General features: G+C 34.8%; 14 protein-coding genes. 8 read left to right on the forward strand and 6 right to left on the reverse strand.

The features are described 5' to 3' along the window. Positions 1-20: 20 nt before the first annotated feature. The 3 genes from ACQUQZ_RS03760 to hpf all read right to left on the reverse strand — a co-directional run bounded on the left by ACQUQZ_RS03760 (position 21) and on the right by hpf (position 2,743). Positions 21-965 carry a glycosyltransferase family 2 protein gene (locus ACQUQZ_RS03760; RefSeq protein WP_435353411.1) on the reverse strand — a complete coding sequence of 315 codons (945 nt, stop codon included), beginning with the start codon at positions 963-965 and terminating at the stop codon, positions 21-23. Positions 966-982: 17 nt separating this feature from the next. Further along, positions 983-2,188 (reverse strand): glycosyltransferase family 87 protein, encoded by a 1,206-nt coding sequence (locus ACQUQZ_RS03765; RefSeq protein ID WP_435353412.1) that lies wholly within the window; start codon positions 2,186-2,188, stop codon positions 983-985. A 192-nt stretch (positions 2,189-2,380) separates the two neighbouring features. Next, positions 2,381-2,743 (reverse strand): ribosome hibernation-promoting factor, HPF/YfiA family, encoded by a 363-nt coding sequence (hpf, locus tag ACQUQZ_RS03770; RefSeq protein WP_435353413.1) that lies wholly within the window; start codon positions 2,741-2,743, stop codon positions 2,381-2,383. Between the two features lie 362 nt (positions 2,744-3,105). On the opposite strand from hpf, the gene ACQUQZ_RS03775 reads away from it, so the two are divergent. The 5 genes from ACQUQZ_RS03775 to ACQUQZ_RS03795 all read left to right on the forward strand — a co-directional run bounded on the left by ACQUQZ_RS03775 (position 3,106) and on the right by ACQUQZ_RS03795 (position 9,181). After that, entirely contained in the window at positions 3,106-3,876 is a 771-nt protein-coding gene (locus tag ACQUQZ_RS03775) for an ABC transporter ATP-binding protein (protein ID WP_435353414.1), read from the forward strand. Between the two features lie 89 nt (positions 3,877-3,965). Beyond that, the gene (locus ACQUQZ_RS03780) at positions 3,966-5,642 is read left to right on the forward strand and encodes a hypothetical protein (protein ID WP_435353415.1); all 1,677 of its coding nucleotides are present in this window, start codon (positions 3,966-3,968) and stop codon (positions 5,640-5,642) included. A gap of 43 nt (positions 5,643-5,685) precedes the next feature. Next, positions 5,686-7,209 carry a M20/M25/M40 family metallo-hydrolase gene (locus ACQUQZ_RS03785; RefSeq protein ID WP_435353416.1) on the forward strand — a complete coding sequence of 508 codons (1,524 nt, stop codon included), beginning with the start codon at positions 5,686-5,688 and terminating at the stop codon, positions 7,207-7,209. Between the two features lie 37 nt (positions 7,210-7,246). Continuing rightward, positions 7,247-7,996: a DUF6597 domain-containing transcriptional factor gene (locus ACQUQZ_RS03790; protein WP_435353417.1), complete on the forward strand. Its 750-nt coding sequence runs from the start codon at positions 7,247-7,249 to the stop codon at positions 7,994-7,996. A 24-nt stretch (positions 7,997-8,020) separates the two neighbouring features. Next, on the forward strand, positions 8,021-9,181 hold the full coding sequence (locus ACQUQZ_RS03795; protein ID WP_435353418.1) for an FAD-dependent oxidoreductase: 1,161 nt from the start codon (positions 8,021-8,023) through the stop codon (positions 9,179-9,181). Positions 9,182-9,243: 62 nt separating this feature from the next. On the opposite strand, the gene ACQUQZ_RS03800 is transcribed toward ACQUQZ_RS03795, so the two are convergent. Both ACQUQZ_RS03800 and ACQUQZ_RS03805 read right to left on the reverse strand, forming a co-directional pair. Then, positions 9,244-10,812 (reverse strand): hypothetical protein, encoded by a 1,569-nt coding sequence (locus ACQUQZ_RS03800; protein ID WP_435353419.1) that lies wholly within the window; start codon positions 10,810-10,812, stop codon positions 9,244-9,246. 42 nt (positions 10,813-10,854) lie between these two features. After that, positions 10,855-12,342, reverse strand: a complete 1,488-nt coding sequence (locus ACQUQZ_RS03805; RefSeq protein WP_435353420.1) for a TonB-dependent receptor — start codon at positions 12,340-12,342, stop codon at positions 10,855-10,857. Between the two features lie 313 nt (positions 12,343-12,655). Between ACQUQZ_RS03805 and ACQUQZ_RS03810 the strand changes: the two genes are divergently transcribed. The 3 genes from ACQUQZ_RS03810 to ACQUQZ_RS03820 all read left to right on the forward strand — a co-directional run bounded on the left by ACQUQZ_RS03810 (position 12,656) and on the right by ACQUQZ_RS03820 (position 18,005). Further along, positions 12,656-15,481, forward strand: coding sequence for a TonB-dependent receptor domain-containing protein (locus ACQUQZ_RS03810; RefSeq protein ID WP_435353421.1), 2,826 nt, complete (start codon positions 12,656-12,658; stop codon positions 15,479-15,481). A gap of 67 nt (positions 15,482-15,548) precedes the next feature. Continuing rightward, complete coding sequence (locus tag ACQUQZ_RS03815; protein WP_435353422.1) at positions 15,549-17,300, forward strand: Ig-like domain repeat protein; 1,752 nt, start codon at positions 15,549-15,551, stop codon at positions 17,298-17,300. Positions 17,301-17,423: 123 nt separating this feature from the next. Next, positions 17,424-18,005 (forward strand): hypothetical protein, encoded by a 582-nt coding sequence (locus ACQUQZ_RS03820; RefSeq protein ID WP_435353423.1) that lies wholly within the window; start codon positions 17,424-17,426, stop codon positions 18,003-18,005. A 239-nt stretch (positions 18,006-18,244) separates the two neighbouring features. Here the strand turns inward: ACQUQZ_RS03820 and ACQUQZ_RS03825 are convergent, their stop codons facing one another. After that, a complete protein-coding gene (locus tag ACQUQZ_RS03825) occupies positions 18,245-18,736 on the reverse strand; it encodes a DUF4494 domain-containing protein (RefSeq protein ID WP_435353424.1) in 492 nt (163 codons plus the stop codon). Positions 18,737-18,793 lie beyond the last annotated feature (57 nt).

Raw genomic sequence — 18,793 nt, forward strand, 5'->3', positions numbered from 1 at the left:
ATAAAATTGATTTTCTTTTTCTATCTTTCAACTATATTTTGTTCTTGAATAATATATAATGGACGTTCTTTATTTTGGATTAAAATATTACCAATATAGACTCCAACAATGCCCAAAATTATCAAATTTAAGCCTCCAAAAAAAGCAATTGTTAATAAAACAGAACTCCAACCATTTTCATAATTACCTGTAAATAAACTATAAAGTACATAAGGCAAATACAATAATGATAAAAAAGCGATAGTAAAACCCAAATAAATAGCTCCATGTAAAGGTTTTACACTAAATGATGTAATACCAGCCAATGCTAATTTGAACATCTTAGAAAAGGTATATTTGCTTTCGCCTGCATGTCTTTTTTGAGGAGTATAGACCATTTTGGCTTGTTTATAGCCTATCCATTGAATCATTCCTCGTAAAAAAACATCGTGTTCTTTTGAGTTTTTGAGGGTTTGAGTAGCTTGTCTGTCGATTAATCTAAAATCTGCTTGTCCAGCCTCTAATTTTAAATCACTGATTTTATTTAGAATCTTATAAAACCATTGACTTGTTTTTTTCTTGAACCACGACAAATCTTTATCTTCCTCTCGTATACTATTGACAATGTTTACTTTTTCTGCCAACCAAATATCAATCAACTTTGGAATAAGCTCGGGAGGGTGTTGCAAATCGCAGTCCATCATCACAATAGCATCGGCATCAATCGCATCAATTCCTGCTTTTAGAGCAATTTGTTGACCAAAATTTCTTGAGAATGATACATATTTTATATTAGCATCTTTTGCTGCTAAAGTTTTGAGAACAGATAAAGTATTGTCTTTGCTACCATCATTGACAAAGCAAAATTCAAACAAAAAAGGCAACTTTTCGATGACTTTTTTCACTGCTTCATAGAAAGTAGTTATATTTTGTTCTTCGTTGTAGGCAGCAGTAAGAATACAAATTTTTAATTTTGATGTGTCCATATATTTAACCCGAAAGCCTAATTCATTTCTACCAATGCTTCTTTTTTTCTATTCAAAACTGTTATAGGATTTTTATCAGTATAATCATTTTTCAATAATTGATAAATACACACAAACCAAACCACGCAACAAGGGAAAGCCTTGATAGAATATTGTATAAACATCATGCGAATTTCTCTTGGAAAAATATCGGTTGCCGAAAGTGAAGTACCAACCAAAACCAATATCATTAAAACCCATACCCAACGCTCAATAGGATATTTTTGGGTGATAAACCAAATGGCTACCCCCGACGTAGCAACAATGAAGGTAGCAGACTCGGAAGATGATGAAAAAATAACAACGAAAATCAATGTGGAAGCTAAATACCGTAATTGAAAATTTAGTTTTTGGTAAAACTTAAAACGCAGCAAAGGTAATAACTGTAACAAAAGCCCTGGAATAATAAATACCAAGTTTGAAATATCTGGGTGGCCACTTAGCCGTCTTACCAAACCCATTAAAGAGACATCTTGCATATTGCCAACGCCGTTGTTAACAGTTTGATTAGCAATATTTTTTTCAACCAAACTATTGTACCAATCTTGATAACTTTGCAGCACAAAACTCGGCGAACTGATAATCATAGGCAATGCAAAAAGTATCACTGCCCAAAAAAACGCAGAATAGATGTACTTTACTTTATGCTTTGAAAATAGCCAAAACACCAATCCTACGATACCATAAAGTTTTACAAAAGTGCCGATCATGACAAATAAAACTGCCCAAAAATCATTTTCTTTTTTGACAAAATACCAAGATAAAATAATCAATGCAGCCACACTTGGATTGACCTGCACATTGTGAGACGAAGTCATTAAATCAACAATGCATATTGATAAGATAAGCCATTGGTCGGCACGTTTCAGTGGTAAAACCATGAGTGCTTGGTATAAAACAAAAGCATGGAAAACCACCCATAGCACTACGCCAAAGGCATCAGGAAATGCACAAAAAGGCATGATGATTAGGCTAAATAATGGCCCATAATGATTGCTATCAACGTATTCTTGAGGGTAAAGATTATATAAATTTGTCTGATGTAGAAGATGCCAAAAGACTCCCTTATAAATTGCGTAATTGTTGATGTCTTTGCGAAACACATGGGTTAGTCCTGCCAAAGCAGGTAACAGAAACCATAAAAGACGAGTAAAATCTTTTTTGTTTTTATAAAATGTAAGCATTTGGTTAGTACGTTTCCACAAAATTATTGTATTTTTTTTATAAAAAACAAAAAGTATAAGATTAAAATATAAACTATTGATGGGCAGATAGTTATAAACTATACTTCTACATTTGCCAGACGCCTATAAATGCAAAAAAGCGATAGCCTAAAGATAGACTATCGCTTTTTTGGTGGGTTTTATTACTTGATATTAAAAATCGTCTTCAACCAATTCTTCTGCCACTGCTGTTACCTCTTGTTTTTTATGTTCAACTTCATTTTTCTTGTTTTTAAACTTTTTAATCTGGGTTTTGAGAGCTTCGAGAGCAAGGTCGGTCGCTTCCTCAAATGTTGTTCCTTTCTCTTCGGCAAAAATCGTATGACCGGGTACGTTTAATTTGATTTCAATGTGCTTTTTGTGAATTTTACTATTTTCTCCTTTGTCTAATTTTAGAAAGACTTCTCCATTAATAAACTTGTCGTAGAAGGTTTCTAATTTGTTTAACTTGTTTTGAATAAATCCGACCAATTTGGGGTCGATGTCGAAATGGACTGCATGCACATGAATCTTCATAACACACTAATTTAGAGTGAATAATTACATAAACTATTGAGATTCAAGATATTAGCACAAAGACGATGAATATAAACTTCTCACATCTCCTATCTTTTATCTTGTATCTCGCTTTTCAAAGAACTTTTATTAATCTAACGTAGTAAAAAAAACAATACGAGTCAAGAACTTATGGAAGAAAATTATTAGACGAGGATGAATGGCTTCAAGACTAAAAGTAAAACAGTAAGTTTGATTAAAATATCTTGTGAAAATTTATTTGTCAATCTTTCGATTGGAATTCTCAAAAACCTCTCATAGATTTCATCTTTATTTCAAATTTTAAGAAAAAATCAACTAAATCTAAATTAAACAGCTTAAAAATGAATGCAATTAAAATTTCAAACCTTCAAAAATCTTACGGTAGCGGTTTGGTCTTGAAAGACATAAATTTGGATGTAAATTCGGGCGAAATTATTGGTTATATAGGGCCAAATGGGGCGGGGAAATCAACAACCATCAAAATTTTGATTGGGATGATTCCTGACTTTGAGGGTGTAGTAAAAGTTTTAGGGTATGATGTAAAGACTAATCCGATGGATGTGAAGCGACTCATTGGGTATGTTCCCGAAAATGCCATGCTTTATGATACACTTTCGCCGATGGAATACCTGCGGTTTTTAGGTAGCTTATATCAATTAGAATCAAGCCATATCGAAGAAAAAGCAAGCGAATTGCTGAGACTTTTTACACTTTATGACCAAAGAGACGACCGCATGACTACTTTTTCGAAAGGGATGAAGCAAAAAGTACTCTTGATTTCGGGAATGTTGCATAACCCAGAAGTGATATTTTTAGACGAGCCACTTTCTGGCCTCGATGCCAATGCTGTGATTTTGGTAAAAGAGATCTTAGCACAGTTGAAACAAGCAGGTAAAACTATTTTTTACAGCTCGCATATCATGGATGTTGTCGAGAAAATTTCTGACCGAATTGTACTCATCAATCAAGGGACTGTCATAGCTAATGGTACTTTTGAAGAACTTAAATCGCAGCGAGAAACTGGTTCGTTGGAACAAATTTTCAATCAACTCACAGGCAATACTGAACACGTGCATTTGGCGGAAGAATTTATTCAAGTAATGAATCGCTAACCCCTACGACGGAGTTCCTACTCCGTCTGCGTAGGATAAGTTATCAAAAACACATAAATTCCTTATTATCAATTACTTGAAGTTAAAAAATGACCACATTTTACATAAAAATACTTTTTATCTTACGCCCATTATTTATTCGATTAGGTGTCAACTTCGACCAACTCGCAGCGATTGTTGAAGTAAAACTAAAAATGGATAATCGCCGTACGAGATTTAATCAAATGAACAAGAAGCAGCAAGAATCTAATGCTTCTTTTTACTGGACATTGCTTCTTTATGCTTTCCTATCAAGTATTTTTGGCTTCTTTGTTTATATTTCTGCAAGTGTTACTGCCGTTTATTCGATGGCGTTTGCCTACGTAATGTTTATGTTGGCAATGACTCTCATCACTGACTTTTCATCTGTAATTCTCGATTCAAATGATAATGCGGTGTTACTGCCTCGCCCCATTGATGACCGTACACTCTTGATTGCCCGTATCACGCATATTCTGATGTACTTGCTTTCAATGATGTTTGCACTTTCTTTGCCAGTTTTGGTGGCTACGATTATAAAATATGGTGTTTTTGTTGGATTTATTTTCTTGATAATCAGCTTGTTGTTGTTAATATTGATTGTTTTCTTGACCAATATTTTCTATTTGGTTTTGATGAAATTTACGAGCGAAGAAAAACTACGAAATATCATTAATTCATTTCAAATCATTTTGACTTTTATTTTTATGGGCGGCTATCGAATCGTTGGTCGTTTGGTAAATTTTGAAGCATTACAAAGTAGTTTAGAACTGAAAGCAATGTGGTGGCATTATCTTATACCACCAATTTGGATGGGAAATAGTATGAATGTTGCCATTAACCATCAATTCGATGGTTCAAAATTTCTTTTTATTTTCCTGACTTTGACGGTTCCTTTTATGGTGTTTTTCTTGGTAAATAATGTTTTATCAGAGAGTTTTGGTCAAAAGATTGCAGGAATGGACGTTGCCAAAAGAGAAGAAAGAGTGCCAAACCAAGTAAAATCAAACGGATTTGTAGGACGATTGGCTCAAATTTTTACAGGAACACCAATAGAACATGGAGCTTTTGAATTTGTTTGGAAACTAACAAGTCGTGATCGAAAATTCAAGTTGCGAGTTTATCCATCATTGGCATATTTGCTCATTTATCCAATTTTCATGATTGGTGCAGGCAAAAGCGAAGGTAGCTTTAGCCAACAAATCGAAAACCTCAGAGAATCTTCTTGGTTATTGGTAATGATGATTTACCTCTGTTTTTCTATTTTATTGACAATTCGACTTCAGATTTCACAATCAGAGGAATTTAAAGCTTCTTGGATTTTTACAATTGCCCCACTCACGCATCCTGGTGAGGTGCTTAGCGGGGCATTTCGGTCGGTCATGGTAAAGTTTATGTTACCAATTATATTACTATTATCTATTATTTTACCGATTATTTGGGGAGGAGATATCATAGACGATATTTTCTTTGGAGCATTGACAGTTATCAATATTGCATTACTCAATGCTATTTCCAGCAGAGATAATAAATTACCTTTTTCGACCGAAGTTAGAAATAATTCTGGAGGTACTTTTTTACGTACGATGCTTTATATGATTGCTACGGGTATGATTGGATTTATACACTTTTTTCTGATGAAAGTATCTTATGTTATACTTGTTTTTGCTATTTTTCAGTTAATTTTAGCTTTATATTTACTTAAAAAATACCGTGAATTAGGTTGGGAAAAGGTTTCTATGGAGTGACATTCTGTAAAAAAAGCATTCAAATCTGTTCAAATCAAACTTTATGAAAAATTATATTCTACCCTTATTATTGCTAACAAATATTTCTTTTGCTCAAAGTCCATTGATTGAGCAAGCCAGAAATTACCGTAAAGCCAACGAACATGCTCTTCTTGGAGAGTTCATGGGTTTACTTTCCATTCCTAACATTGTTTATGATACAGTGGGTATTCAGAAAACTGCCGCTTATATTGTAAAAATGATGGAAGCAAGAGGTATAAAAACACAAATGCTGGATGGAAAAACAAAAGGTGTACCACCAGCAGTTTTTGGTGAAGTAAATGTGCCAAATGCAACCAAAACCATTATTTTTTATGCCCATTATGATGGTCAGCCAGTCAATCCAAATCAATGGGCTGAGGGAATTGAGCCTTTCAAATCGGTATTTTTGGATGCTTCGCTTGAAAAAGGAGGAAAGATTATTCCCGCTCCGAAAGCTGATGAAAAAATTAATCCCGAATGGCGGATTTATGGACGAAGTGCTTCTGATGATAAAGCTGGTGTGTTTTCTATTTTGACTGCTTATGAGGTTTTGACAAAATTAGGTATTTCACCATCGGTAAATATCAAGTTTTTCTTTGAAGGAGAGGAAGAAGCTGGGTCAACGCATTTGTCGGAAATTTTAGAAAAACACAAAGACAAACTCAAATCTGACCTTTGGATAATCTGTGATGGCCCTGTGCATCAATCGGGTAAAAAACAAGTGGTTTTTGGCGTGCGTGGCGATGTAAATATGGAAGTAAAAGTATATGCTTCAAAGCGACCGCTACACAGCGGTCATTACGGCAATTGGGCTCCTAATCCTGCGATGCTTTTGGTCAAACTTTTGGCTTCGATGAAAGATGACAATGGAAGAGTTTTGATTAAAGGTTTTTATGATGATGTGATTCCATTTACTGAAACCGAGAAAAAAGCCATTTCAAAAGTACCTTCGGTTGATGAACAAATGAAAAATGAATTGGGTTTTATGCGTCCAGAGGGTGGTGGCAAATCTTTGGTCGAATTGATTAATTTACCATCACTTAATATTAATGGTATTTCGAGTGCTAATGTAGGTAAAATGGCCGCAAATGTGATTCCGATTTCGGCAACGGCTGCTTTAGATTTACGTTTGGTTTTAGGAAACGATGCTCAACGACAAACCCAAAAAGTAATTGAACACATCAAATCACAAGGCTATTATGTGACGCAAAATGAAAGTATTACTGACGAAGAACGCATGAAATACCCGCTCATTGCTCGTGTGCAAGCTCAAAAAGGTTATAATGCCCAACGCACAAAAATGGATTTGCCAATTGCTCAGAATGTGATAAAAGCAGTCCAATCAAGTACCAACGAAGAAATAGTTTTAATGCCAAGTTTAGGCGGAAGCTTACCACTATTTTTATTTGAAAAATATTTGGCAACACCAACTATCACCGTTCCGATTGCCAATCATGACAACAATCAACACGCTGAAAATGAGAATATTAGAATCCAAAATATTTGGAACGGTATCGAAACTTATGTGGCTTTGATGAGGATGTGAAATCGCCGTCTGTGAGGACACAGACAATGGAATGACAATGGAAAATACCTTGAATTACAAACTCGTAAAACCAGACAAATCACTCGCTGATTATGTTTATTGTTTTTCATCTTTACAAAATTTGACAAACATAAACAATGCAGTTATTATCCCTAACGGGAAAATTGATTTGCTCTTTTCTAAAACTTTAGATAATGAACTTCATGTTTTGCTGATGGGCATTGAAACCAAAGCTAAGCTGGCAAAGTCTGATGTATCAAACTTCTTTGCAATAAGTTTCAATCCTCTGGCAGTAGAATATATTTTTCAACAACCTATTGCTGATATATTGAATATTGGAAAAGAACTAAAAAATGATTTTTGGGGCTTTACTATTGAAGATTTAGACAATTTTGATGCGTTTTGCGATAAGGCTTCTCGAAAAATTCAATACCTCATTCCAAAAGAGATTGATGAACGAAAACGCAAAGTATTTGAATTGATTCTTGCGAAAAATGGGGAGGTTTCTATAAAAGAAATCTCCGAAAAAGCCTGTTGGAGTGAGCGTCAAATCAATCGTTATTTCAACCAACAATTTGGCCTTTCATTAAAAATTTATTGCAATATTCTTCGTTTTCAAGCCTCTCTACCACATATCAAAAAAGGAAAACTTTTTCCTCAACTCAACTTTACCGACCAATCTCATTTCATCAAAGAAATAAAAAAGCTTTCGGGTGTTTCGCCCAAAGAATTATTCAAAAATAAAAACGACCGATTTTTACAATTCTTAGTGTATAATGAGGAATAATTTTGCAACATAAAATTAAAAATTATGTTGTTAGAAAATAAACAAATCGCCATCATTGGTGGAGGCCCTGGAGGGCTGACTTTAGCTCGACTTTTACAACTTAAAGGGGCAAACGTAAAAGTGTTTGAAAGAGATATTAATAAAGATGCTCGAGTGCAGGGCTCACCTCTTGATTTGCACGAAGAGTCTGGTTTGGCTGCTTTACGCCAAGCAAATTTATTAGATGAGTTTAAAAAGAATTATCTTCAAGGGGCAGATAGAATGGTTATCGTAAACGAAAGTGCTGATGTTTTTTTCAGTGACCATGAAAGTAAAGCTATTGAAAACTTTGGGAATGAACATTTTCGTCCTGAAATAGACCGTGGAGTATTAAGAAAAATACTTTTGGAATCATTAAAAGCCGAGACTGTTGTATGGGATAGTTATTTTATGTCAATGGAAAAGCAAAATGAAGGTTGGCTGTTACATTTTAAAAATGGAATAAATGCTTACGCCGATATTGTCATTGCGGCAGATGGTGCAAACTCAAAAATTCGACCTTACATTACTGACATCAAACCTTTCTATTCAGGCATAACAATGCTCGAAGGTAATATTTTTAATGCCGAAAAATCAACTCCAAAAATTTCAAAACTACTTAATGGTGGAAAAATAATGGCTTTCGGAAATTCGAAAAATATATTGATGGGTCAAAAAGCGAATGGTGAAATTGGTTTTTATATAAGTTTTAAAACAGAAGAAAAATGGGCAGCTAATAGTGGATTAGATTTTTTTGATAAAACACAATTATTAGAATGGTTTGAAAAGGAATATGCTGAATGGAGTCATATTTGGAACGAATTATTCGAAAATTCCGCCACTCCTTTTATCCCACGACCCATTTATTGTATGCCACTAAATCAAACTTGGGAAAGTATGTCTAACTTGACTATGCTTGGTGATGCAGCTCATGTGATGCCACCTTTTGCAGGAGAGGGTGTAAATATGGCCATGCTTGATGCTCTTGAATTGAGTGAATGTTTAACCTCCGAAAAACACAATTCATTACAAGAAGCCATCTCTTCTTATGAAATAAATATGAGAAAAAGAGCAGCACTTATGGCCCAAGAATCGCTTGAAAATGGCGAACGAATGCATTCGGGAAGTGCGTTAAATACAATGTTGAAGTTTTTTAGTGAACACTAAAAAACTATTGCTGCAAGTGTGAAGTAAAATGCACACTTGCAGCAACAATCGTTAGCAATCTTTTACTCGGCATTAAAATCTTTAAAAACCTTCTTGATATTGGCATCAGTCGGTTTGTTTTTTGGCTCCCAAGCGGCATCCAAATCAAGTACAACTAATCCTTTAAGGCTCATGGCGTTCATAAAGTCATCTACTTTTCGTACAAATTCGGGGCCACGACGAGAAGACTTTAAAGCATAATCTCGGGCAAAAATATCTCCTTTGCTTTGAAGTTCGTTCTTTTTTTCGATGATATAATTGAGACGGTCGATGATGTCTTTCATAGAGCGACCGATGACCTCGGTTGCTTCGAGTGTTCCAATGGTTAGTACAGTAGTGCCACCCAATGTTGAAATCAAACGTTGTTGGTCAGGTTTAGTTTTAGGTACAAAAACCGATGATAAACTCGTGGTTGCACCCAAAGAAGCATTCAAAACAGAACGATTTTTTTTGCCTTTTTTTGCTTGTGTATAGGCCTTTTTTAGTTCATCTTCTTTCTGTTTCATTTGCTCCAATAATTCCCAGCCTCTTAAAAGAGTTCCCCTATAAAGATTATACAATTTAAGGTCAGTTTCAGCTTCATTGATAGCATTTTTTACGACAAATCTAATGGTTTTTACATCACGTTTTTTTGTTTTATCTAATACAAAAAAATCAATGTTAAAACCAAGCGAATCGAGCGGGTCTTTTACAAAATCATAGGTCGGGTGCCACGTAAATTCGTATTGATTTGAAGTGTTTTTTATCAAATTACTTTTACTAACATGCTGATTATCAGTTAAAAAATCAAAGTCTTGAATGTCGTCATCGCCATTTGGGTCGGATAAATAAAAACGAATGTTGACAGTTTGATTTTCTTTGATTTTGAAGACATTATCACGTGGAACAACCACGATTTCGGGCGGTAAATCTATCTGAGTTACTTCGATTTTTAAACGACCTTTGGTTTGAGTTTTAGCAGGTTGGTCTTCTACATAAAACTCCAAGTACATGAAGTTTCCATCAATCGTCTTTTCTTTCAATTTCTTAAATTGAGTCAATGAAGGAGACCATGAAATTTCACCTTGCGAGGTCATTTTCATGCCTTCTGGCATTGTCTCGAATGATGGTATAACTACGATTGGGTCGTTGTCTTCATCATAAACAAAATCACGGTCAATTTTATAAACATTATTGGTGTTGTATTGTACATAAAAAGGCTTCAAATCTCTGACCTTTGGGCTACGATTGACATGCTGAATGCGGAATTCGACTTTTGAAGAAATACTTTCATTAGTAGAATCACATTTAGCTTCAAAAATTACTTGATGAAATTTATAAGAATCAAGTCGATCGACTAAGTTATAGCCAGGAGTCCAAGTAAAGCGTCCGAGCGAATCGAAAGCCATGCCATCAATTTTTCCTTGTGGAATTGTAAATCGGAATTTTTCGCAGTTTTTTCCTTCTACTTTTAGCTCAAATGATACTTCAGTCCCTTCTTTAAGTTGGCTCCATTCTTTGCCAGCAGGCAGTATAATCTTGGGTGTTTCTTGGGCAAAAGTATAAAAAGAAAATAAAGTTAATATATTGGTAATCAGTAATTTGATATTCATTTTGTTGATGCTTTTTTACAAATAGAAAAGTAAAGTATGTTATTATACTTCACTTGTTGTATTTGTTACCTCTTCGATTTTGATATTTTTAGCTGACTCATTTAAGTCAGGTACTACCACGCATGGAAAACCAAATAGACAACGGTCTTTGATCATTTTTATTACCTCTTCAGGTATGTTTTCTTCCCAACCTTCTTCGCCTTGTTTAATTAGTTCAAGTGTTTTATTGATATTTATACTTAGATTTGCTTCGTTATAATGATGAATGTCTTCAATTTTATTGTTAGCAATCAAGTAGCGATAGAGATCAATGAGTTGCATGGGTGGATTAAACCTCATGCAGTTCATGATATTATTGTTTTGGTAAGTTGGATAGACAAAAAGTTTAAGATTTCTGCTGAAAAGTGTAGCAAATGATTCTAAGATTCCACCAGCTAAATCTTTGTAATGTTTTTCTTCAAAAATGTATTCCAAGTTTGGATAGCCAATAATTAGACCCATTTTCAATTTAGTCAATTTTGAAAGATAAGCCACTAATTTATAGTATTCTTGGTAATTTGAAATCATCACCATTTGGCCCATTGCACAAAGAATATCGACCCTATCTAAAAAGTCTTTTTCATCAATTTCAGCGTCGGCCTGTTTGAGTCCTTGTAATGTTATTTCTGAAAGTACTACTACTTTATCTTTGTCAACGTCAGGTTCTCGCATGAACTGTTTACGACCATTGGCAAGCATATCAAGGTGTACGTTTACTAAAGGACGGAATCGCCCACGAAGCACCAAAGCGTGTTTGCGGAATAGTACTTCCGAAGGTTGTAAGTTTTTGCCATCAGCACCAAACAAAGCAATGTCTGAAAAACCATATTTTACTAAATGTAAACTCATCAAGCGATTATCAACGTGCTTAAAATCAGGCCCTTCAAAACGAATCATATCAATCTGGATTCGGTCTTTTGAAAGGTCATCCATTAGCGATAATAATAAAACCTCGGGGTCTTGGTTGTAAAAATAACAACCATACATAAGGTTTACCCCCAAAGTCCCAAGTGCTTGTTGTTGGAGAATACTATCATTATCCAACATTTTTACGTGGATAATAATATCATTGAAATCACCATGAGGCGTAAGCTGAAATCTGACACCCATCCAACCATGAGCATCGTTATTCTTATGATAGTTGAGTGCCGCAACTGTATCAGAAAAAGCAAAAAAGGTAGAGTTATCGCCACGTTTTTCGTTCAAACGTTCAATTAATAAGCCATATTCATGGTCGAGCATACTCATCAGACGTGGCTCGCATACATAGCGACCATTTTCCATGACACCATAAATGGCATCCGAAAACGTCATGTCATAAGCCGACATGGTTTTAGCAATTGTATTGGATGCTCCACCTGCTTTAAAAAAATTGGCAGCAACGTCTTGCCCTGCACCAATTTCGGCAAAACAACCATAAATCTGTTTGTTAAGATTAATACGCAAAGCCTTTTGCTTTGTTCCGAGATTTTTTTCGTGTATGATTTCCATAGAAACAGTATTTTAAAAAATAGCGTATAAACTATTTTACCTCAAAGTTATTTTAAAATTTGCACTATTCTTATAGAAAACCTCAAAATTTAGCCAAAGTGTTGGATTATTAAGCAATACTTGATTAGTAATATGGATAGTTTTTGAATTAAACTGATAAAAAATGTAGTTTTTTAAATATTTTAAAAACTAACATCCCTTGTCAGCTCATGACCTCATTTTAATAATAATCAACTCGTAACATTAGCTTAACACTAAGTTAATATTGGCTTGCGACCTTTGTGGTCGAAATCAAAATACACCAATATCAGTTATGAACTCCAAATTAAAATTTACTCTTACGCTATTATTGACAATCGGCTCCATTATTTCTTTTGCTCAAACTGGGGTAGTACGTGGAACAATCAAAGATGCTATAAACAACGAGGATATTATAGGTGCGACTGTAAAAGTAGATGGGACAACGATGGGTGCTGCTACTGACATAAATGGATTCTTTTCTATTTCAAAAGTTCCGGTAGGCAAGAAAAAAATTATCATTTCTTATGTTTCGTACAAGCAAAAGGAAATAGAAGTAGTAGTAGAGGCCGATAAAATTGTAGAAATAAATACGACTCTTCAAGAAGATAAAGTGGTTTTGCAAGAAGTAAAGGTAGTTGCGAATAGAATTACTGGAACGGAGGTTTCGGTGATTTCTGAAATCAAAGCTTCACAAATGGTTGTGAGTGGTATTTCTTCAGCTCAAATTGGTAAAACACTCGATAGAAATGCTGCTGAAGTAGTAAAAAGAGTACCAGGGGTAACTATCTTCGGAAATCGCTTCATCAATATCAGAGGTTTAAATGAGCGTTATAATACAGTAATGTTGAATAACGTATTTACGCCAAGTATGGAAACAGATGTTCGTTCGTTTTCATTCGATATCATTCCGAGCAATCAAATCGACCGAATTTTAGTTTTCAAAAGCCCTGCGGCTGAATTATCAGGTGAGTTTTCGGGCGGTGTAGTAAAGATTTTTACCAAAAGTATTCCTGATCAAAACTTCTTGACGGTTGATTTAGGTGGTTCATTCCGTGAAGGAACTACAAGTAAAGATTTTTTTGAGCCACAACATGGTGCTAACTATTGGACAGGTTTCAATGACGGTTATAGCGATTTGCCAAAATATTTTCCTGCTACAAAATTAGACATTATCAATGCTGGTGCTGACCGTTTAGCTCAAATCGGACAATCATTAAAAAATAACTGGACTCCTTTACAATCCAAGGCTATGCCAGATGCACGTGTGTCGCTTACAGGTGGTTTCAAACTTCAAAGAGGCGGTATTAAAATTGGTAATTTCTCAGCTATCAATTATAGTAATAGCTACACAAATTTTGCTATGCAACGCAATGATTACGAGTTTAGCCAAATCAAGAAAAATGGAGAGGCTGGTGAAGTTTTCAATTTTGATGACAAACAATATACGCATGCAGTTCGCTTAGGAGCATTGCATAACTGGGCATTTAGATTGAATGATAACAACACGATTGAGTTCAAGAATTTGTATAACCAAATGAGTAATGGTCAGTTTGTCAATCGTACAGGTTTTGACAGTGGTAATAAATGGAATATCCGCTCATTTGATCAAGTTTATCGTGGTATTTATTCAGGTCAATTAATAGGAAAACATACATTAGTTAAAGATAAAACAACTGTAGATTGGGTTGTTGGTTATAATAATTCCTATCGTAATCAGCCTGATTATAAGCGTTTTAAGTATAATTTAGATGGTACTGTACCAGTTTTATTTGTACCGCAAGGTTCGGCACAAACATTCAACTTGGGAAGAACCAATATCCAAATGACAGAAAGTGCCATTACTGGTGGTGTAAATCTTGTTCAAAAAATAACTCTTAAAAAAGCTGCCCAAAAAGAAGATAACAAAGAATTAGAATTGAAAGCAGGTGCTTATTACGAAATCAAAAACAGACAATTTGATGCTCGTAACTTAGGTTATGTACAAGCGAGTAGTGCTAATTTCAATATTGGTAGCTTACCAATCGAACAAATCTTTGCTCCAGGTAATATCAATAATACTACGGGAGTAAAAATTGATGAACAAACTAACCCGAATGATTCCTATACAGCAAAAAATAACTTAATGGCTTTTTATGTTTCAGGAAATTATTCTTTGACTAAAAAATTGAATGCAATTGTAGGTGTTCGAGTTGAACAAAATACACAGAAGTTGGATAGTTATGATTTAATCAAAAATCCAATTAATTATAACAATTCAAAAACTAACGCATTGCCATCGGCAAATATCACTTATAATTTCTCAGAAAAATCATTGCTTCGTATGGCCTATGGTCAGACCTTGAATCGCCCTGAGTTCCGTGAAATTGCACCATTTTCTTTCTATGATTTTGTAAATAATCGAAATATTACTGGAAATCCAAACTTGAAAAATGCACAAGTTCAAAATGTAGATTTCCGTTATGAGTTTTACCCAACGCCTGCAGAAGTATTAAGTATTGCTGCTTTTTACAAGAAATTTACTAATCCAATTGAAGTGGTTTTTGCCAGCGGTGCAAATCCTAACTTGAGCTTTGAAAATGCCCAAAGTGCCTATAGTACAGGTATCGAATTAGAAGCTCGTAAATCGTTAGAAAGTCTGACAAGTGCTCCATTTTTGAGTAAACTAAGTGTTACTTTCAATGCAGCCTTTATTTATAGCCGTGTAAAATTGAATAGTTCTATTGCAGCTAACCAGTCTGATAATCGTCCCTTACAAGGACAATCTCCTTATGTGATTAATGGTGGTTTAAGCTATAATGATACAAAAAAGCAATTGCAAATCAATGTATTATACAATGTCATTGGTAAGCGTATTTATGCAGTAGGTAATAACTATGGTTTCCAATATCCTGATTGGTACGAAATGCCAAGAAATGTGGTTGATATTACTTTCTCGAAAGGAATTGGTAAAAATTTACTACTCAAAGGGGGAGTTACTGACCTTCTTAATGCAAGAAATCTGGTATTACAAGATGGTAATCAAGATAAGGTTTTTGACATCAACCAAGACCAAATCATTCAGTCTTACAGGTCTGGTAGAGTTTATTCATTAGGTATAGCCTATACTTTTAAGAAATAATACCCAATAAAGCTCCAAATTCATAAATCAAATCGTGGCGACGAATCGCAAAAAAACAATGAAATTAATGCAAACAAAAATTACAAAAGCTTTGATGGTAATGCTTTCTATGGCGTTGATTTTCACGGCTTGTAAAAAAGAAGATGAAGTAGTTCCTGCTCCAACAGTTTCTGCTGGTACAGCACTTTCAGGAGTTCCTGGTGCAAAAGTAACACTTACAGCAACTATATCTGCTCCAGGTGGTATCAAAACTGTAACTGTTTTGAAAAATGGTGCTGCTTTTGATTCAAAAGCTTATGCTGGTGAAACTTCTGCAACTTATACAAAAGAATATACTGTTGAAACATTAGCTGCTGGGACAATCGTAAATTTTACGATTCAAGTATTAGATAATAGTAATCAATCTTCAAGTTTAACAACCATTCCTGTGACAGTTACTGCTGTTCCACCAACTCCTGTTGTTGAAGTAAAAGGTAATTTGGAAGGAAATGTTACTTGGACTGCTGATAAAATCTACAAATTAGTTGGTTTTGTACGTGTTGGTCAAGAGGATGTTTTTGGAACAATTACTAAAACTGGTGTTTTGACTATCGAACCCGGTACACGTATTATTGGTGACCGTGCTACTAAGGGTACTTTGATTGTACAACGTGGTAGCAAAATCATTGCTAACGGTACAGTTGAGAAGCCAATTGTAATGACTTCAGAAAGAAATCCAGGTGAGAAAGAGGCTGGTGACTGGGGTGGTTTAGTAATTTGTGGAAAAGCTCCAAACAACTTGCCTGACGACAAAGCGAACCGTGAATTGGAAGGTGGTTATGGTGCATTCCACGGTGGTTCAGATGCTGCTGATAATTCAGGTTCTTTGAAATATGTTCGTGTTGAATATGCTGGTATTCCGATTAACCCAAATCAAGAGGTAAATTCATTTACGTTTGGTTCGGTAGGTAGCGGTACAACTGTTGACTACGTACAAGCTTCTTATGGTTTAGATGATTCATTTGAGTTTTTTGGTGGAACAGTAAACTGTAAGCACTTAATCGCTTATCGTGGCTTAGATGATGATTTTGATAATGATAATGGTTACAGTGGGTATGTACAATATGCAGTTGGTATTCGTGGAACTACACAAGCTGACCAATCGGGTTCAAATGGTTTTGAGGTTGATAATGATGCCAATGGTTCATCAAATACACCTTTTACTTCTGCAATTTGGGCCAATGTATCAATCATTGGTGCTAAAGGTAAAGCAGAAACTTCTATCAATATCCAGTTCCAAAATGGTGCTCAATTGAGAAGAAATAATAAATTGAAAATCTATAATACATTCATCACCGGCTATCCAAATGGTGTATATATTGATAGCCAAAGAGGAAGTGCGAAAACGAATGCAGAAAAAGGTGACATTGATTTACAAAATGTTGTTTTGGCAGGTGTAGATGGCTGGGGAACAAATGGTTGGGGACAAGGTTTTGCTACAAATCCTAAAGGTTTTGCAGTATCGGATGTTGAACAAAATGCTGCCTTAACACCAATTTTAATTGGTACACAAAAGCCGTCAGAATGGTTTGTTGCTTTAAAAGGAAATAAAATCTTGGCAAACACAAGCAAAACTGGTCTAAGTTCAACTTTATGGGGAACAGGGACACCAACTTTCACATTGACTACTGGTACCGCCGAATCTCTAATCGGAGCATCATTGCCAGCTACTTTGCCAGCGTTTTTTGATAAAACTGATTTCGTAGGTGCATTCAAAGATACAGATTGGACAAAAACTTGGGCAGAATTTAACCCACAGTCTATTCAGTATTTGAAGTAATTAATAAGTTACGGAGTAGAAAATACTTACTCACTCTACTTTACAAATAGTAAACTCTCCGAAGGTTTGAGATTTTCGGAGAGTTTACTTTCAAAAAATACAACAAAACTACCTTACACCAATATGAAAAAAAGAGCCTTTCTTTTACTAATTCCATTGCTTGTCTTTTCTTGCCAAGGTAATTCTAATAAAATATCAAACTATTTCAACGAAAGTGAACGAGATACGTTGTTGGCAAATATGATTACATATATTTATGTAAAGCCACCTTACGCAAATAGCACTACAAAATTCCAAGCACAATTTAGAAAATATTACGTACAAAGTATTCCCAAGTTTTCGCTCGAAAACTATTACATTACTCCCGATAGCACACATTATTTTTTCTTGATTCGCCCCGTAGGGAATACACTCAAATACCGTCGTGGAGTTGTAGGAAAATTCAGATTAAAACAAGGCTCATTGATGCCTACGGATTTTGAAGAAGTAGTAAATACGCCTCATTTAGAAGAAGCATTAGTGAAAGAAAGAGGCACATTTTTATTCAAAGAGTTGATTAAAACGGGCAATTTGGATAAATATTTAGGAATGAAACATTACATCGAATGGCCAGATTCAACACTGGTTTACGATAAAAAAATAAACGAATGGGTAGGGAGACATTCAACGGTCGAAAGTCAACAGTCAACAGAAGTCAAGAAATAAAGATTTTACAGTCGTCTGTTGGAGGTAGTCAATGGACTGATTTAAAAATATTTGTACAAACAAAAAGATTATCAGCTTATGGCTGAGACTTGAATCAACTACTTCGGTAGTTCAATTGATTCATATTGGTGTTAAAAATCAGAAAAGTCAGAGGCCTTGCCTCTGACTTTTCTTTAAATTGTAGCACAAATTTCCAGCTTGTACCCTTCTAAAACTGAACAATTTAAGAAAATCTAAAACTACTCAACATTCGCCAAAACCTCAGCTAATGGCCTAAAATTACCACTTTTTAATATTTTTTCTTCTGGTTTTTCGTAAGGAATTACCTCCAAAATATTGGTAATATTGATGTCAGTGATTTGATAATCTTCTACTGTTCCGAGTCTTTCTGATAATAAATTATACGCTTCCAAAGGGTTTTCAGCATTGATAAGCATATTGAAAGGCGTACGTTTTTCTTTTTGAGTTTTTTCGTCGAAACTAATGAAATTTACTTTTACTTTATACCATGTTTCGGAACCACCTTCAACAAAAAACACTTCACTAAGTTTCATTCTTGAAAGTCCGAATAACTGAAAATCAGGGGTATTTGAAGCAACAGTTTCATAAACACGAGCCTCGGCGTCGGTGTACGAAACAGCATCTACTAAATAAACTTCGGTGATTTTGATTGTTCTATCTTTTTCATCTACCTTTTGGTAGCGAATCTTGCCTTGATACCAATTCGACATCTGTAATGGATTATTTTTTATAAAAAATTTAACTCGACAAAGGTAAGGTCATTAAAT

Source organism: Emticicia sp. SJ17W-69 (assembly GCF_051209875.1).
Classification (GTDB): domain Bacteria; phylum Bacteroidota; class Bacteroidia; order Cytophagales; family Spirosomataceae; genus Emticicia.

Excerpts from the sequence above, each read along its gene's own strand:
- ACQUQZ_RS03775 (WP_435353414.1), top strand. The coding sequence starts at position 3,106 with ATGAATGCAATTAAAATTTCAAACCTTCAAAAATCTTACGGTAGCGGT.
- ACQUQZ_RS03765 (WP_435353412.1), bottom strand. The coding sequence starts at position 2,188 with ATGCTTACATTTTATAAAAACAAAAAAGATTTTACTCGTCTTTTATGG.
- ACQUQZ_RS03810 (WP_435353421.1), top strand. The coding sequence starts at position 12,656 with ATGAACTCCAAATTAAAATTTACTCTTACGCTATTATTGACAATCGGC.
- ACQUQZ_RS03760 (WP_435353411.1), bottom strand. The coding sequence starts at position 965 with ATGGACACATCAAAATTAAAAATTTGTATTCTTACTGCTGCCTACAAC.
- ACQUQZ_RS03785 (WP_435353416.1), top strand. The coding sequence starts at position 5,686 with ATGAAAAATTATATTCTACCCTTATTATTGCTAACAAATATTTCTTTT.
- ACQUQZ_RS03780 (WP_435353415.1), top strand. The coding sequence starts at position 3,966 with ATGACCACATTTTACATAAAAATACTTTTTATCTTACGCCCATTATTT.
- ACQUQZ_RS03815 (WP_435353422.1), top strand. The coding sequence starts at position 15,549 with ATGCAAACAAAAATTACAAAAGCTTTGATGGTAATGCTTTCTATGGCG.
- ACQUQZ_RS03795 (WP_435353418.1), top strand. The coding sequence starts at position 8,021 with ATGTTGTTAGAAAATAAACAAATCGCCATCATTGGTGGAGGCCCTGGA.
- ACQUQZ_RS03825 (WP_435353424.1), bottom strand. The coding sequence starts at position 18,736 with ATGTCGAATTGGTATCAAGGCAAGATTCGCTACCAAAAGGTAGATGAA.
- ACQUQZ_RS03820 (WP_435353423.1), top strand. The coding sequence starts at position 17,424 with ATGAAAAAAAGAGCCTTTCTTTTACTAATTCCATTGCTTGTCTTTTCT.
- ACQUQZ_RS03790 (WP_435353417.1), top strand. The coding sequence starts at position 7,247 with ATGGAAAATACCTTGAATTACAAACTCGTAAAACCAGACAAATCACTC.
- ACQUQZ_RS03805 (WP_435353420.1), bottom strand. The coding sequence starts at position 12,342 with ATGGAAATCATACACGAAAAAAATCTCGGAACAAAGCAAAAGGCTTTG.
- hpf (WP_435353413.1), bottom strand. The coding sequence starts at position 2,743 with ATGAAGATTCATGTGCATGCAGTCCATTTCGACATCGACCCCAAATTG.
- ACQUQZ_RS03800 (WP_435353419.1), bottom strand. The coding sequence starts at position 10,812 with ATGAATATCAAATTACTGATTACCAATATATTAACTTTATTTTCTTTT.